Here is an 18,554-nt window from a genome sequence, read left to right as displayed (position 1 = left end):
ACGTATCATTTTTTAAGATGTTATTTTGTTACTTGAGACGACCGAATGTTTAACAAAAGCAACGGAATGAGGAGCGAAAGCTCCTTTTTTCTATGGTATAATATAACTATAAAGGTTATTCAAAAACGCTGACCTCAGAGTGATACTCGTGCAATATTAGATTTGGAAGAGGGTTGCAAAATGATTGGAAATTATGAAGAAAACACAAACGATAGACGGTATCGCGATCTTGCCGAATACATAACGATGCGAATGCTTTCTCAGGTTATAGCCGATCTGAATAAGAAGGGCATTACTGTCACTGCAAGAATGATGCAAGGTTTTCGAGATAGATGGGAACAGAACGGTAAGCAGGTTGATTTCACTACAATGCTGGCGAAACCGAGTGATATTATTCGACTGCTACGTAGCACAGGTGCTACCTCTTTTGGTGAGATCGGAGGAAATGAAACACTCGTAGCTGGGGTGACTGAATTTTGGAAGAAATGTGTGGTCGAATATGATAATGCTGCCGCAAAGGGTAACTTTCTTCACGTCGTAACTGACCCAGAAATTCGTCAGCAAGTACTTAGTAATGGCGATGTGCCTATGAGTAAGGCTTTCTTTGTTCATCGCGGGAAATCGATTCGTGAGTTGAATCCCGGAGATTCAGTTACGTTGTACGATCGTTTCGACCCGTCGTATCAATATAAGAGCCGCGTTTCAACAGGAGTGGCACCAAATCGAGAAGGATTTAATCAGGCAGCTGTCGCTCAGCCTGGTCAACGAACGGCAAATCGCCCAGTATCGAGAGTAACAACGCCGGTTCCAGCACCAGATCGTAACACGGAAAGGAATAGCGAGTATACGAGCGGAGAACAACTTCTCGGCTGGCATGGCGGGTATATTGAAGACCGAGAGTATCGTGGGCTTCGCCATGTGATGGGGGCTTATCTTACAAAAGCTGATGCTGAGGAAGTAGCAAAGAATATCGACAGCCAGATGCTGTTTGATGCTGAATTGGCTCACAATGGAGCAGAGCTTTTGAAGCATATGCGTTCGAACGGTTACGATTTTAATGTCCGGGATAATGGTAATCGGAATCAAATCGAGGTACGAATGACGGTCGGCGATAGGACGAATGTTAGGGTGTTTGATGCAGAGGCGAATGGCAGTTTTATCGGCCGCATCTATGATGCATCAAACTTATACTATTTCAATGTAAAAGGTTCGAGAGACGTTAAAGAAGCCACGAAGTTCACAGCTGATGATTCGATTGCGTTGCTAGACTATGTGACTGGTAACAAAACGGGTCGAGTGACGAAATCTTTGAGTACTGATTCCAGTAGCGTACATATCTCAGGGTTAGATTCCAAAAAATCACTGCAAGTTAAGCCAGTCGAAGGTCGATACCGCTCACTTGTATTCACTGGCGAAGCCGAAGCTCAAGCCTATATTGAAACGGCGATTTCGGAAGCTCAGCGTTCGATCAACAATCAATTTAAAGCGGACGAGCTCCAAGCTTTGATTGACAAAGGGTTAGATAATGATGACATGCTGATCACAGGTCCGGAATTCCAAGGATATCTCGAAACGTTGTTCTCGGCGGACGATGTGATTAAGGAAGCACAGGAGCGTGCAGCGATGCGTGCCATCCATTCGATAGATGGAGGTCGTGATTACCTGGAGCGGGTTCAAAATGAAATCGTTGGTAGTTTCGATGAGGGCTTCAATCCAGAAGTTGTAATGAATCACATGTTGCAAACCGGGCGGGGCAATGAGCGAGACGCAATGATGTCTGCGCTAAAAACGGTGAAGTACGATATAGCAAAAATTAAGGGTAATGATTTTGCGGTGGGCGCGGCTCGTGATCGATTGATTACATTCAATGCCGAAACGGCCAAAACCATTGATGAGATCGACGATCGAATGCTAAAACAAGCGTTGCAAACCGTACAGGATACGTTGAAAGCGGGCGGTGTGATCGGTGATCAATCGATGTATTATGCTCCGTCAGTGAAAATTGACGATAACGGCATTATACAGTGGGAAGGAAGACGACGAACTGGTTCCGCTAAAGAGGAGCAGAGATGGCAAAGAATCAGCGGTGAAGTTGGCCAGGTTTTGGTTCCAAACGAATTTGGCATCATCGAAACAAAATTCCAAGGCGGTAATAATTACGGCATTGTGCCGGGTTATACAGGGTATTTCTCTTTTGAAGGAGACTCCGAAAACCGGATGGATCGCTTCCGAGTAAAAGGCTTTAATCGGCATTTAACAGAGCAAATTCGCGCGCAGGTCACGCATCAATTAACGCGTCCTTTTGATCGAACGATTGGTAACATTCCGACAACGCTTGATGCCACCAGTATTAACGGATTGTATCACGGTGATGTATACGGAAAGCGCGTTGAACTAGACTTTATGGAAGTAAACCAGCTCAGTATAGAAACCAAAGTAGCGATTTTGAAAACTCTCTCGAATCGGGTTCGTTTCGATAATCAGTTTTCGGAGCATGCGACAACGAGCGCAGAGACGCAAGCTAACCGTGATCAAGGCGCTGGCGATGATTCTGCATCGTTCAGTTATTGGAAAGCGGCCGGTGAAACGAATATGCGGGTGCTGAGTAAAGACCTTGAGAATTATGCCGACATGACGATGACGGGTACTGGAAAAACGCAGGGGCTGATCTGGTATTTGGCCGACGGCGTGGAACTGAATGCCGATGGCAGTGTGATCCCATCTAAAGGAATTAAGACGGAAAGCGGAGACGTGATCCCTGATAAAACAGCCTTACAAAAGCTTTCTTACTTCGATAATAAAGTACATAATGCGTGGGACCGTAACCAAATGTCCTCCAATCAGCTTATGACTGCGCTGAAAGTTGATGAAGGCGTGGGCACGGCATTAATGAGTTTTGGCGGCTGGACGTTTGACGATAGCTATGCGGTTTCAAACGAATTCGCGGAGCGCAACAAGGTTTTTGGCAATACAGCAAACGATGCAAGTATTGAAGTCTTGAAAGAAACGTTAGCTCACATAGCTGACGGAGGCGATAAGAGCGAGATTTTGAATGGTACGGGAATGATGTGGTCAGATGAAGTGCTGGCCGAAGGTGTGCGTGCATGGAGTGCAGGTCTGGACGAAGACGTTTCAATCGACGAGTTCCTGGAAATGCACGGTAGATTCCGTCCGTTACAACGTGGAGACAAGTTGTCTGATTTCGGCGGTAACAAAGGTACGATTGGCATCGTAATCGATAGGCATATGTCCGATGACGAAGCGAAAGCGAAGAAACTCGACAAAGAAGTCCGTTTCATGCGAGCGAACCCAGATCTAGACGTTGTGAGCGCGCCCTATTCCATGCTCTCACGTCATAACGCAGGTGTCGTGAAGGAATTGATGAATGGTGAAGTGAAGGACCTTGTAGACCCAGATACGGGCGAAGTATTCAAGGCGGCGATGGGTCGACTTAACATCATTGTCACAGATATGAAAGTAGACGATAAGACGCATGCATACAGTCGTGAAGACGTATTAAACGGTAAGGGCCGTAAAGCGAGCGGACAGCTTGCCTGGGCGCTTCAATCTAAAAATGCGACGGGTATCCTGAATGAAATTTACGGACGCAATGACGCCGCGTGGAGCACGTACCGAGAGTATCTCATCGCAACGGGTCTAGACATGAAGGCGGACGGTACGATCCTTAATGGCTATCAGCCACATGCAGCCGAGGAACGGAATCATTTCAAATATGATGTCAATACAGATGCATCCGGATTCCTTGATCAAATTAAGGCTCAAGGCGGATTCCTGGATATACCATTTGAGGTCTCGTTCCAAACTGGCCAATCTACAACAGAAATTCCGGTGTTGTCGGCCAGCCTGCGACAGAATGTTGAATTGATTGACGGTTCGATGCGGCGTTCTGATTTTACAAACTATTATGCGAATATCTATATGGCGGTTGGAGAATTCAAAGAATCAGTAGACGATGATGGTCGTCAAAAAGCTCAGCTGAAGGCCCAAGAGCAGTTCAATAAGATTCAATCGACGATCATTGACCGGCAGTTCAACGGTGGGCACAACGGCAAGCATAGTTTCATTCGGGATAAGATTATGAGCAAACGCCAACATAAATCTGCAACAGGTGTCATGATTGCTGATCCCCGTCTTAAAATTGGTGAAGGTGCTATGAATCAAGAAATGATGGACTCCCTGGGGGCAAAAGAAGGAGATACCGTCATGATGTGGCGTGACCCGGTTTGGCGTGACGGTGCGATCCGTGCACTCACCGTCGTAAAAGATGACAGTGTTCACGGCTTGGCCATTAATCCGATCGCAGACAAGTCGCATGATGCGGACTTTGATGGAGACACTGCGGGTATAGTCAAATTTGACACGCCGGCTGCAAATCAAGATCTCGTCGAGAAATTCTCCCATTGGGCCAATATGATCGATAAAGGGAACGATAAAAACCAATTGTACTACCAGACAGGTATGGATTTAGCCTCGGCCGAAGCGAAAGCGGCCAAACTCGGTGATGAATCACCAAAAGAATTGTACGACCGAGCGAAGAAAAACGCATCTTCGAATAATCCGAAAGTGTTGCAACAATCACTTCGAGATTTGACATCGTATAGCCATAAATGCTTCCGTGAGCATGGCTTTGGTGGCGATTTTGTATCGCTGGCAGATGACAAGTCAGTTCACCGTTCGTTTAAGCAAATGTTCGATAACGGAGCAAAAGGAAAAGATCCGAAAAAGCTTGAAGATTACATGCGATATCACATGGGAGTAAAAACAGGACATGATGCTCGCGAGATTCAGTACGCGACTGGTGTTAAATCTGACGATACAGGTCTTGCTGGTGCGTTCAGTCAAAAACTTGTGGCCGTTATGCGTAACGAAAACATCACGGCTGCACTCGAGTCCATGTATCCGTTGACGCAGGGAACGTTGCAAATCAAACACGATGCAGAGCAAGCGCGAACGGTCAATGAAATTCTGACCGATGACATGAACAAAACGTTCCGTGGTAAGGATGCGGCGAAGCCAAAGCGCTCACTTACGCCCAACATGTTTAAAGCACAGCTCACGAACATCATGGAGAACAAAATGAAGGTAGACGTTGGAGAGAATCACATCCAAGCTGTAACGGATACGCTGACCTACCAAGGCCAGATCATTCCTCTCAAGGATGCAATGGCTCTCAAGGGTTCTCCAATGGACCGTGTAGCGTATGGCGGCGGTTATGAGGAACTGAAACGACTCGCGGTTAATGGTGAGTCGCTCCTGGAAGGGGAGCAAAATAAGTTATTCGCCCCGTTCTCAATGCGAAATGCGAACGAACAGACGAAGCTTGCCAAGAAGGATACGCAGCGTGTCATTAAGCCTTCGATCACGATGCTTGCTTCCCAGTTGGATTCGCAGGTTGCGGATGTAGAAGAAATAGAAATGAGCCTGTAGTTTTTCAATAAAAGGGAGCTGATGTATACTCCATCTGCTCGCTTTTGTTGCTCTGTATTGTATTTGAAAAATCAATAAAAACATTGAATTTGTAGTGTTTTTTGAAGATTTGTGTGTAATATATCGAACCAAAGTAACTTCCAATCCAAGGAAGGATATATGGTGAGTGCCACTGGATAAATAGAAATAGAAATCAGAAGAGTAATAAAATTACATTAACTATTTGGGACAAAGATGTACTCCCGCGTTTTCATTAAAGGAAGGAGCATGAAATGAGATTTTTAAGTAAATATAGTCTGTTTTTATTTTCTTTCGCCTTTTTTTCTATTATTGCTCTGCAACCGCAAGCAAGTGCAGCATCCAATGTTGATTTCATCATCTCGCCTATTAAAGAAGTTGAGCAATCAAGTGGATATTACAGGGATGAGGTAATTGGAGGGGAAACCAAAAAGTACACCTTCTATGTGGAAAATCTCATCAAAGAGCCAATTGATCTTTGGATCTATCCCGCGGATGCTACTCCTATGGTCAATGGAGGAAAGAGCTTCACGTTAAAAGGTGAGAAAAATACCTCAGTAGGTTCCTGGATATCCCCCTCGAAAGAAGAAATGGTCCATTTAAAACCTCTTGAAAAGAAAAAATTCGTATACACCGTCAAAGTACCCAAGGACTTGAAACCAGGGGAGTACGTAGGTGGTATCGTAGCGGAACAGATTCCGAAAGAAGATACAAAAGCATTGGAAGCCAGTCAAAATCAAGCAGTGTTGTTAATTGAACGGATTCCGCGTATTGGTGTCCAAATTGTCATGGAAAAGAAGAAAGAGCTGGCTATTCAAGATATGAGTATTGATGATTTTAAACACAGCTACATAAGTAATGGTTACTCGCAGCTAACCGTGAAGCTGGCGAACACCGGCACGATCTTGCAACGGCCCAATGGTGTGATTGTCATTCGTGACGCCAAAGGTAATGGCATCTACAGCAAGGCTTATGATGCTGGAGCTAGTGAAAAGTCGATGTATGCGGGGAAAACGGCAGATATGGTCTATTACGTAGAAGATCAGATCTTATGGCCAGGTGAGTACAGCGCTTATTTTGAAGCTAACTTTAACGATAAAAAAGTATCTCGAACCTTTAATTTTACGATTACTGAGGCAGATGCACAGAAAGCACAGGAAAGCTTGAGTAATGCTGGTCTATTACAAGGACGTGGCTTTATGGATTGGCTAAGAAATCATCCATGGATGATCTATGCTGGATCTGGTTTACTCTTACTAATTTTTGGATCGTTCATCTTCCTTCTGATCCTTCTCCTCAAGAGAAAAAAGAGAGAACAAGAAGAAGAGAAGGCTCGTCAGCGAGTTGCTCGTCAAGCTGCACGCCGTTCTACTCGTCACCCTCAACAGTAATGTGTTTCCCGGGATGGGGGGGTGAGTTCGATGTGATGCACGCACGTATGGTTAAAAGAAAAGGACAAAAAAAGGGGATGTGAACGCATGAAAAAAATAGCGTTTTCCGCATTGTTAGCTCTTGCTCTGGCGCTACCATCAGTTGCCTCGGCAGAGGACATCGAAAAAGAAGTACAGGTGACTGGTGGTAATCTATTGGTTACTCAGTCCAGTCTAAACTTTTCTGATATTACGCTTGCTGTTCGTCAGCAACAAAAATCTCAGGCAACCGTGACATCGCGAGTTATTGACGATCGGGGCAATGGTAATGGTTGGACTGTAAGCCAGTCTGCTACCGATTTTGTAACCACTATTGATGGAGTAGACTTTTATATTCCTATTGATGCGGTAAAAGTGTCGGCATCATTAAAAAACACGATATCAGGAATACCACTTGATTTCGCACAGGGTGGCCATTTAGCCAAAGATCAAGTGTTATCAAATCAGGCTACACCAATATTCTCGGCTGACGTCAGCACGGGACAAGGTGCTTACGATTTTGAGCTCCAATACACACTTTCCCTTCCTCAGATCATTAAAGCTACGGGCGGAAAAGAGATCGGTGTGGTTTCAGGAACGTATCGATCAACAATTATAACTACCGCAACATCCGGGATCTAGGAGGAGGCATAACTTTGGAAAAACAGAAGAAAGAGAAATGGAAGTCCATCAGAATAGGATGGAAGCGTAGCTTTATTGTTACGCTTGTAGTAGCTCTACTAATGAGTGGTTTGTCTATTGGATATTTAGGGAAAAAAGCTCAAGCAGCAGAGTATACGAGAATTGTAGGGATAGAAACCTACCATAATGGCGGTGACCTAGTCAATGGTAGCAGCACATCGGTAATTAAATTAGAGGATGGCGGACGTATATCACTTCGCGGGCCAGTACCTCTATCGGGAGACTTTATTCAAACTAGAGCTTATACTGCAGGATCTACTACTTCTATAACTAAATACCTGTACATTACCAAAGAAAAAGATCTTTATTATCAAGAAGGTACAGGTACTGCAACGAAGATGGCATCAAATGCAGTAGATTTTACCGGATTGAAAACTAACAGTAGTGCTGGGTTTACGAGCTTCTTTGTTGTGAAAACTGACACTACTGCAGAAGCTTGGGGTAAAGGAAATGGTGGGCAGTTAGGGATTGGCTATAACCAAGACAAAACTGTAGCAACGAAATTGGTTGACCCAGCTGACACTACAGAGGATCTCAAAGGGATCAAGAAGATTATACCTGTAGCGCAGGAGACTGCAAGAAATGCGATCTTGTTTGTAGGGGACGGAAAAGTATACCTGATCGGTACAGCTTTTGGCTATAACTCATTTACATCAGGTGTTCCTTTGGATGTTACTTCTTTTTTCCCAGCATTTGATAGTGCAGATCAATTTGATATGTTCCTGTTGAACAATGAGTCCAAAGATTCAGCACCAACAACAGTTAGGGTTTTTGAGATAAAAGGGAAACAGTACACACTGGTAGATCTAATGAAGTACTATAAAGAATTAGATAACTTTACAGACATTTCTTCGACTACGTTGTACCCTGTACCTGACGGTATAAATGCGAGAAATATAATTAAAATCTCTGGAAGTGTAAATAATCCTAATGTCGGCAGACAGAATAGAATCGGTTATCTTCACCTATCCGATGATGGAACTGGTACTCTTACTTACTGGGGAACATCACTGGAATATTTCAATGACGTTTTTTCACTAGAAGGATATTCTAAACCACCGTTCTCAAGCGATATCCTTCAAATTGCAAAAGGGGTTTCAAAGGTATATGGAGCTTATGACGGACACATTGTCTTCTCTAAAAACAACAATATTTACTACGCAGGAACAAATTTTAATAACCGTAGTGGTCTTACCGGAGGAGCTTTCCTGACCCCAGTTAAGCTTGTCGGGCCAGCAAATGAGTTAGATGATCTTAAAGATTTTGCTATAACTGGAGGTGGGATATTCTACTTAAAAAATGATAATACCTTATTAAGTTGGGAAGCGAGAGGAAACATTTACAAACATCCACGTAAGTACATTGCTATATTCCCTTACCGAGAATTTAATAATAACTACTCTCTTATAGGCATTGGCGAAGATTATAAAATGTACAGTTTATATGCGACATCCAATAGCACATATGCTTTGGGTTCAGGAGTTAAAGTAGTACCAAATGATTATGTTGCTCCTATTCTGAAACCAGATACACCAGTATTATCGATTTCTTCGTTAGACAAATTTAATCAGTCGGTTTTAGCTGTGAATTATGGAGTAACTGGTGATATTGCAACTAAGCAATATCAAATCAATGGTGGAGGATGGATAGATTACACCGGCGAGGTAGTAATTACTCAATCTGGTAGTGTGACGGTCCAAGCACGGTCTGCCGATAGCAAAGGTAACATTAGTGATGTTGGCGAGTTAATACTCACCAACGTTCCGATCGTCATTACAGCAGGACATCCATCGATTGATAAGATTTCGGGGGATGAGTTTAAAATCAACGCAGTTGCAACAGGAAACACAAAGGTTCAGGTAAAAGTAGATGGAGGTACCTGGCAAGACTTTAACGTAGCAAATAATCTATTGCTGACTCCTGGTGCACATACTGTCGAAGTGAGATTGCTCAATGATCGGGATCAAGAACTCATCAATAGGACGTTTAATGTTACAGCAGATAATCCGGCACCGGTTTTTGTGTCCAAACCAGTAGTCACTCAAAAAGGACTTAACAACCAATACGGTCTGGATATTGAAGTAACGTACAATGTTGCAGATGGTTACGCGGAGTATTCGGTTGATGGCGGACCTTGGACTACAACTACAGGATCGTTCAGCGTATCTAACGCTGCTCATACGATTCGATCAAAAGTGGTTGCTGCAGGCGGCAAAGAAAGCGAAATAACGGAGTTTGTAACAACGACATCACAGCCGAAAATCACAGTTAACGATGATCAAATCTCTATTGATCTTGGTATTAATACGAATGATGTAACGGTGTATTACAAAGATAGCAACAGGAATCAGTGGGTAGAGTATACAGGTCCGGTTACCTACGTACCGGGTACACACAACATCGAAATTGAGGTTAGAGACCGGACTACAGGTGCTCCTGTATTTACAGGCGGGCCATATACGGTGACCGTAACTGGAACGATACCAGGCGACGGTGGAACGACACCAACACCTAACCCGGGTGACGGGACGCCAGTTGGACAAGAAGATGTTGAATTTACAGTGAATAGTGGTGGACTTAGTGCTCGTTTCGAAGGAACGGATCTTTCTACGATCGTCATCGATAGCACTAGGCCCTACCAATCTATAAATTCAGTTAGTCAAGCGCTAATTGAAGACAGCCGTGGAACTGGAAAAGGATATCAATATAGTATGGACGTGACGGATTTTCATTCGGAATCCATGCAGGATAACTCGACAAATTCACAAAGCCTTGTGGTGAGCATACCGGCCAATGCGTTGTCAGTCGATGTGTTAAATACGAAGACGATAAACGGACCGGCAGCGGAGTTATCTAACGTTGGTAAACATGTCTTCACGGGTAATGGTCCAGAACTGTTGGCCACAGCGAAAGCGTTTGAGGGAATGGGATACAATATCATTCCACTGAACTTTACGTTGAGTGTTCCCGATCGTGTGAAGATTATTTCTTCCGGATCTGGAAGTAAGTTCGTTCCAGGAGAGTCTACGGGTCTGATGGCGGGAATCTATAAAGCGAAGCTTACGATTACACTTTCCTCAGGAATTTAGGACTTAAAAGAAGGAGCTTCGCGTTGTGATGCTCCTTCTTTTAAATATTGATTCGACAACAGTATATAGTCTTCATATATGATCTCCGTTCTCCATGCGAAAGGCGAACGAATTGCGCCGCTACAGCACAATCAAACATTGATTTTAGTTTAGGAAGTTAACGGTATATGACAAAATAAAGGGGATGTGAATACATGAAACGAGTATTTTTTACTGCATTGTTGATACTTGCTCTTGCTCTGCCAACCGTGGCCTCGGCTGAGGAGATAGAGAAAGAAATACAGGTGACAGGTGGTAATCTATTGGTCACGCAATCGAAACTGACGTTTACAGATATTACACTTGCTGTTCGTCAGCAACAAAAATCTCAAGCTGTCGTTACCTCGCGAGTTATTGATGACCGGGGGAATGGTAATGGTTGGACGGTGAGCCAATCCGCTACGGATTTCGTCACGACATTAGATGGTAAGGACTTTTATATTCCTATCGATGCAGTACAAGTAACAGCTACACTGAAGAACACAATCTCAGGAATACCACTCGATTTCGCTCATGGCGGCCATTTAGCCAAAAATCAGGTATTGTCGCATCAGGCTACACCGATATTCTCAGCGGACGTTAGCACGGGACAAGGTGCTTATGACTTCGAGCTTCAATACATACTTTCCTTGCCACAAATCATTAAGGCAGCAGATGGAAAAGAAATCGGTGTTGTTGCAGGAACGTATCGATCTACAATTACGACTACCGCGACATCAGGGATCTAGGAGGGTAAAGACTTGGACAAAAATCAGAAAAAAAAGAATTTCACAATTCGTTTAGGATGGAAACGAAGTCTAATCGTGACATTGGTTGTAGCACTCATTGTGGGGACATATTCGTTTGCCGACTTTGGACCAAAAGCTCAGGCGGCTGAGTATGTTAGAGTGAACAGCGTAACTCCTTACACAAACACAAGTGATGTTGCGGGTTATTCCTTTAACATGGACGATGGGAGTTCTTTCCATGTTAGCTCGGCAGATTTTTATAGGGGTAGAACCTTTCCTGCCGGAATAAAAAAAGCTAAGGCTCTTAGTGGTTCTCGGGATATGTATCTAACAAATACAGGAGAACTATGGTTAGGTTTTCCTGCTGTTAAAGTGCTTGATAACGTAGAAGATTTCGAAGTGATGGCGGAAAGTGCGCAGAAGGATTTTACAAGTTACTTCGCTCGCATGAAAGATGGTACCGTGCTCGCGTGGGGTAAAGGAACGCAAGGACAGCTAGGCATCGGGTATAAGCAAGATAAAACTGTTCCAACAGAAGTTATTGACCCTGAAACCGGTGACCCTATGGAAGGTGTAAAGAAGATCATTTCTAGTTCATCCGACAGCCTTCTCTTGGTTAAAGATGGAAGTGTATATATGACAGGCAATATCTTCTTGAACACTTCCAGTTCTTCGACAGCAGCCCCTGTAAAAATGAACTCAAAGTTCCCTGTATTTTCAACCGCAGATCAGTTCGAAATGAAAACTGTTGAAGGGATGACTGTCCTAAAGGAAGGAAATCATTTTTATGGTAACTCTTTTGGAGGATCTGCAGAGTCAGCTAGAAGAGTGTTTATTATCAGCGGAAAGTCTTATTCCTTAACAAACCTCTTTGCTTACGACAAAAGGGAAGTCTATTATGGTTGGGGGGAAACTTACCACAGCCAGGGACCTGTGGAACTTCCTGCAGATGTAAAGGTGGAGAATCTCACCAAAATGGGAACATACGTCTTTCAAAACTTTTCTAAAAATGATTTGAATGTAAGTTCCGGCTATCTGAATCTTGATCAAGGTAAACTTGAATATTGGGGAACAACTTTTGCTAGCTGGAGTAAGTTACCCGCTAATTTCTCTCCTACAAGGGTGCAGATTGCTACAGGTGTTGAGCAAGTGCAGGGCACTGGATCAGGATCAATAATGTTCCGGAAAAGTAATGGGTATCTTTATGTTTCGGGGACAAACAGTGATCGTATTTCGGGTACAGTAGATTCGTTACCCGCTATACCTATCCGAGTTTCGGGACCTGAAAATCAGATAAAGAACATAAAAGATTTCGGTATTAAGGTGTCTACCACTTCGTACAGCGATAAATCTGTGTACGCCTTACAAGAAGATAATACAATGATCAGTTGGAAGAGTGATGGAGTGGTAACAACCTTACCAGACAAGTATCTATCAATGTACACATTAAGACAAAATAGTGAATATCTCACAGAGATTTTAGCTATACGGGAAGATGGAGTCTTGGGAAGGTTTGATACTTACTCGACTAAGTTTATTCCTTATACAAATGCCCCCGTAGTTTATCCTGCAGATTATGTTGTTCCAGTAACAGCTCCGGATAAACCTGTGTTGTCTATTGCATCACAGGACAAGTTTAATCAATCTGTAGTATCTATAAATTTTGGCACGACTGGCAATATTGCAACTAAACAGTATCAAATTAATGGTGGAGGATGGATAGATTACACGAGTGAGATTGTCATTACTCAATCCGGTAATGTGACTGTCCAAGCAAGATCTGCAGATAGTAAAGGAAACATCAGTGAAGTTGGAGAATTAACGCTCACCAGCGATCCGATTGTTATCACAGCGGGTCACCCAACAATTGATAAAATTTCTGCGGATGAGTTTAAAATCAGCGCAGAAGCAACAGGAACTATAAAGGTACAGGTAAAGGTCGACGGAGCTGCATGGCAAGACTTTAATATAGCGAATAATCTGCTTCTGACGCCTGGCGGGCATACAGTCGAAGTGAGATTGCTCAATGATCGGGATCAAGAACTCATCAATAGGACGTTTAATGTTACAGCAGATAATCCGGCACCGGTTTTTGTGCCCAAACCAGTAGTCACTCAAAAAGGACTTAACAACCAATACGGTCTGGATATTGAAGTAACATACAATGTTGCAGATGGTTACGCGGAGTATTCGGTTGATGGCGGACCTTGGACTACAACTACAGGATCGTTCAGCGTATCTAACGCTGCTCATACGATTCGATCAAAAGTGGTTGCTGCAGGCGGCAAAGAAAGCGAAATAACGGAGTTTGTAACAACGACATCACAGCCGAAAATCACAGTTAACGATGATCAAATCTCTATTGATCTTGGTATTAATACGAATGATGTAACGGTGTATTACAAAGACACAAGTAATAATCAGTGGGTAGCCTATACTGGTCCAGTAACCTACGCCCCAGGTACACACAACATTGAAATTGAGGTAAGAGATCGTAACACAGGGACACCCGTATTTACAGGAGGTCCGTATACGGTGACGGTAACCGGAACTAATCCAGGTGACGGTGGCACCACACCAACACCAGATCCAGGTACGGGTACAACAATTGGAGATGAAGATGTTGATTTTACGGTCAATAGTGGCGGACTTAGTGCTCGTTTTGAAGGAGCGGATCTTTCTACGATCGTCATTGATAGTACTAGGCCCTATCAATCTATAAATTCGGTCAGCCAAGCGCTAATTGAAGACAGCCGAGGAACTGGAAAAGGATATCAATACAGTATGGATGTGACCGATTTCCAATCAGATGCCATGCAGGATAATTCAATAAATACAAAAAATCTTGTGGTGAGTATCCCAGCCAATGCGTTGTCAGTCGATGTGTTAAATACCAAAACGATAAATGGACCGGCAGCGGAGTTATCTAATGTTGGTAAACATGTCTTCACGGGTAAAGGTCCAGAGCTGTTGGCTACAGCGAAAGCGTTCGAGGGAATGGGGTATAATATCATTCCAATGAACTTTACGTTGAGTGTTCCCGATCGTGTGAAGATTATTTCTTCCGGATCTGGAAGTAAGTTCGTTCCAGGAGAGTCTACGGGTCTGATGGCGGGAATTTATAAAGCGAAGCTTACGATTACACTGTCTTCAGGTATTTAAGATCTATACAAAGAAATGATAGCTGAGAGAGTCTAATTAAGAATCAAAAAACGGGTTGGTGGAGCTATCCATCAACCCGTTTTTCTTATTCTCAAGAAAATATTGAGAACATCGTTGAATACACAGCGTTATGGCTGATATTTTTAGATATATCATAAGAATTAGTGCAGTAATCTATTAGAGAAACTTGAATACAAAGATATATCCCAGCAGCTAAAGAAGCGATATGAAACTTTAGGCCCTTTAAGAATAAAAAAGCGGGTTGATGGAACTATTCATCAGTCCGTTTTTTATTATAAAAATAAACAAATAGTATCAGAAGCGTTGAATGTACAGCGCTTTGATAAAGTTTTATTTGTGTTATACTGTATGAATCGATACAGTTTGTATTCTGAATCGATTGAAGGTCATTAAAGGAAATAAAACTATGGACACAGACATATGGAGTTGTTAATCTGTAACCTTCTGTTCTAGAGGGGGAACTAACATACACAATGTAGAGATAATTATCAAAAGAAGTGAAGGTTTTGAAGATCGTGCATCGGTCAATTCATTGCTAAAACGTGTTTAAAGATTCTATGGTTACTGGGGATCTGCCTGATTGTGACTGGAAATCACTTCATAACTCGGGTGGGTTTTGCAATAAGATGGTTATTTGGTCAGAAGCGGTCAATTGACTGAATTAACTTTTACGAAGTGAAGACTGGAACAAATTTGGTCTTTCCAAAAAGGGATGGCGGAATGTTTTACAATATATTTCTGAACAAAATTTGGATTAAATGATTTGGTTGCTAAAAGTGATTGCACCATAAAACTGTTAAAATTACAAAAACTGGTCTGGTTTCATAGGTCGGTTTTTTGTTTTTGTGATAAATACACTATATGAAAAATTCACATATTATGACCAAAAATACCCAAAACACGTATCAAAGGACGGGTTAACCCCCAAAACTTCCCAACAAAACCGAACTAAAATGTTGTATATGTAGGTGTTTGTTCATGATATACTTGATTAAAGGTACAGTCAGATAAAATAAGAAGGTGTCAAAATAAGAAAAAACACGTTTTTATTCGTCATAGTTCGACATGGATTCGACATGGATTCGACACGAAAAGGAGAGTTTTTAGCATGACGATTATGATTATGTCGTCTAAAAGTCGGGTCAAAAACAGTTACGAGTCACTTTATTACTGTGCGGATTCAAAGGATCCTGAAACTGATGACATTGTCCGAGAGCAAATTCAGAAATCGTTTGCTGATCATGATGTGTTGCTGTCAGATCGGCCAAGCCATGAAAAGCTTCGGGAAATAATGCTGGACGCTTACAAAGAATCGATGCAAAATTAGGCGGTGTGGAACCGACTGAATTAGAGATTAGAACGTGTATAAGAGATTTTGATCGTTTCACAAAGGATCACGAACATTTTTATGATGTAACGTACGAAATGTATGAACTGAAGTACCAGGGAGACTCCGTTGATCTTGCGGCAGAATTTGAACGAAGCGTTCGAGACCAGGGCGGAATATCTTCATTAATGGTAGAGGAAACGAACGATTTTGTTAAAACTGATTCAAAGATATCTTATTTGGGTCATGTTCCTCAAGCTTCTGTGCCTGTCACTAGCCAAGCATATGAGCATGAATCATCTGAATTGATTCGTGGTGATGTAGATGATACAAAACACCATTTAAACAAGCAGTACATTGTGAATGATCAAGAACTGGATAATAACGGTCCGGAACTTTAAAGAGCTATGTATATTTTATGATGATATATTTTATACTTGTAAAACAAAAAATACGTGAACTGAGAGGATTTTTGTTAATGAAAAATAAGAATTTGAACGAACATGAAGAGGAATTGGAAATGGAAGAGGACGATGATTCTCAGAAAAATGCGAAGAAGTATGGACATGGAGTTGAACGAAAACAGAATTATATTATTGCAATGGCTGCAGAAGCTTCAGGTATTCATCCAGATACGGTAAAAACGGCGTTTGATACATGTTGGGCAGCGATTCAACATGAATTGGAAGAAGGAAATTGGGTTAAGTTGCACGGCAAAGGAACCTTTTATTTATCGAAACGCGGTTCGCGAATTGGTCGAAATCCTGCGACTGGTGAAGAACACGAAGTACCTGAAAGAGAAGCGATGGCTTTCCAAACGAGTACGGCCTACGGGAAATACTTACGTGAGGTTCGCGCAAAACGCAGTCGTTCTTTGAGAAAAGAGAGTGCTAATTCTTCAGATAACGGATAAACAGAGGTTTTCTAAAGTGGGAAACTTTTTGGTACATAGGCTGGCCAGCCTGTGAAATTCAACCCCGTTGGATAAATTTCACTATTAAACATATTGAAGGTATTATTGGTGGAATTAAGTGTGGACGCCCACCCTTCTTTATTGGCACTTGAATAGAGGTAAACGACGGCAAACAACTAGAGAATATCATCTTTGAGAGTGGACTGGCTAGATTCATTACCCTTGTCACCTATAATTATAGGTTCAATTCTTAATACACTGTCCTAGGCTTGGTTGTCATATATCGTTTAATTTTCTATGAAATTAAGCATAAATTAGCTAATGAATTCACAATACATTTTGCGAATAACGTACCATTTATTTGATTCCGTATGATAAAATCATATTATCAAGTGTAACAAACAGGGGCTACCTCATTAACAGAGGTAGCTTTTTTGTTGAAGAGATGATGGTAGAATTTATCTGAAACATATATCTTGATTCCTGAAAAGTATGTTTTAACCAAACATTCCTAGAGAGGTGCTAACTATGATCGCAGGATGGGTTAAGCAGTTAAAGTTGTTCCTAACCTTTCTGATTCCTGCAAGGTTGTGTACGGATGTCATACGACTTCAGACAAGTTCAGATAAGTTTATACGATGTATGATCTTTCCATGATTAACAATCATTCTGTTTGTTACATCCAGGGGGAAAAGTTGGTTGTAAATGTAGGTAATTAGTGAAAGTACAAGTACAAACAAATGTTAAAGTAGAACGTTTCGCATGCAGGGAATTTCGGAAAGGGAGAATAGGTCGGTGAAAATTAAGGTAGAAGATCAGCTGGGTCAAATAAAAGAGTTATTTCAAAAGCTATATACCAATGGGATGCATAGGAAAATGGGAATAGAGTGGCCAGTTAGAATCCTCAGATTGTCAAATGGTGAATACATATATCATTATCCGGAATCATATTTTTAAAATTTGGTTTGGTCCAATCGCATTTATGTGATCACTCGAACTAAAAAAGATCGGTCAACTATACTTCGTTGGCTTTTGGACGAGATTGCTAAAAAAGAAATTGATGTCTTTTTATTTCACTTTGGCTTATTCCTCATTTATAACGAAGGAAACAACATGATAAATCGGGAGGACATAGAGCAAATTGGAATTCGGCGTAGTAAACTATTCTCCAGTTTGCCACGCTTCATATTGATGAGTAATGATAATTTTTTAACGTATATGTGGGAAGAGCTCATCACCTATCTCCCTTCTGATCAAAGGGCTGATTACCGTTGCAACCCCAAATTGAAGGAAGTACGTATGCTTTTTAAACCAAAACGCTACAGCCAATACACCGGTGTTTATATCAGCGATGCTGATTGGATTGAGCCAATCTCAGGGCCTCGGGATCATGATTACCACAAATGGTTGGGTGAAAATGATCCGCTGATACCCGAAGACAACAAACCAGATATGATTGAAGGCCTAATTATTCTAGGGAATATTGGAAAAGGAAACATACGTCATTTTGTAGGGGATAAACCTTTGTATGCTGGCTGCTATATAGAAGTGAGGTTCGGAGAGGGATGGATCTCTGGGCGTTACGAGTATTTATCGAAGGAGCCACAGATTAGAATTGTCTCAACCCGTGGGGATGTAATTTTTATTGAAGAACACCATCTGGTACGTATGTATCACTAATGATTAGCGAATGTCGCT

Annotated in this window: 10 protein-coding genes; all 10 read left to right on the top strand. The window is 42.1% G+C overall.

The annotated features are described in order from the left end of the window. Window positions 1-180: 180 nt before the first annotated feature. The 10 genes from MKY44_RS31370 to MKY44_RS31325 all read left to right on the top strand — a co-directional run bounded on the left by MKY44_RS31370 (window position 181) and on the right by MKY44_RS31325 (window position 18,536). Window positions 181-5,448 carry a hypothetical protein gene (locus MKY44_RS31370; protein WP_341010498.1) on the top strand — a complete coding sequence of 1,756 codons (5,268 nt, stop codon included), beginning with the start codon at window positions 181-183 and terminating at the stop codon, window positions 5,446-5,448. A 272-nt stretch (window positions 5,449-5,720) separates the two neighbouring features. Next, a complete protein-coding gene (locus MKY44_RS31365) occupies window positions 5,721-6,857 on the top strand; it encodes a WxL protein peptidoglycan domain-containing protein (protein WP_341010496.1) in 1,137 nt (378 codons plus the stop codon). 87 nt (window positions 6,858-6,944) lie between these two features. Further along, a complete protein-coding gene (locus tag MKY44_RS31360) occupies window positions 6,945-7,517 on the top strand; it encodes a hypothetical protein (protein WP_341010494.1) in 573 nt (190 codons plus the stop codon). 14 nt (window positions 7,518-7,531) lie between these two features. Continuing rightward, complete coding sequence (locus tag MKY44_RS31355) at window positions 7,532-10,666, top strand: hypothetical protein (RefSeq protein WP_341010492.1); 3,135 nt, start codon at window positions 7,532-7,534, stop codon at window positions 10,664-10,666. Between the two features lie 194 nt (window positions 10,667-10,860). Beyond that, window positions 10,861-11,433, top strand: a complete 573-nt coding sequence (locus tag MKY44_RS31350; RefSeq protein WP_341010490.1) for a hypothetical protein — start codon at window positions 10,861-10,863, stop codon at window positions 11,431-11,433. A gap of 12 nt (window positions 11,434-11,445) precedes the next feature. Continuing rightward, the gene (locus tag MKY44_RS31345) at window positions 11,446-14,595 is read left to right on the top strand and encodes a hypothetical protein (RefSeq protein WP_341010489.1); all 3,150 of its coding nucleotides are present in this window, start codon (window positions 11,446-11,448) and stop codon (window positions 14,593-14,595) included. Window positions 14,596-15,724: 1,129 nt separating this feature from the next. Beyond that, window positions 15,725-15,943 (top strand): hypothetical protein, encoded by a 219-nt coding sequence (locus MKY44_RS31340; protein ID WP_341010487.1) that lies wholly within the window; start codon window positions 15,725-15,727, stop codon window positions 15,941-15,943. Between the two features lie 5 nt (window positions 15,944-15,948). Next, entirely contained in the window at window positions 15,949-16,344 is a 396-nt protein-coding gene (locus MKY44_RS31335; RefSeq protein WP_341010485.1) for a hypothetical protein, read from the top strand. Window positions 16,345-16,361: 17 nt separating this feature from the next. Further along, on the top strand, window positions 16,362-16,856 hold the full coding sequence (locus tag MKY44_RS31330; RefSeq protein ID WP_341010484.1) for an HU family DNA-binding protein: 495 nt from the start codon (window positions 16,362-16,364) through the stop codon (window positions 16,854-16,856). Window positions 16,857-17,969: 1,113 nt separating this feature from the next. Further along, window positions 17,970-18,536 carry a hypothetical protein gene (locus MKY44_RS31325; protein ID WP_341010483.1) on the top strand — a complete coding sequence of 189 codons (567 nt, stop codon included), beginning with the start codon at window positions 17,970-17,972 and terminating at the stop codon, window positions 18,534-18,536. The last annotated feature ends 18 nt before the right edge of the window (window positions 18,537-18,554 follow it).

The sequence above is a fragment of the Paenibacillus sp. FSL R7-0026 genome (assembly GCF_038004485.1).
Lineage (GTDB): Bacteria > Bacillota > Bacilli > Paenibacillales > Paenibacillaceae > Paenibacillus > Paenibacillus xylanexedens_A.
Note: the sequence above shows the minus strand (reverse complement) of the source record. Positions and strands in the feature narration are given on the sequence as shown.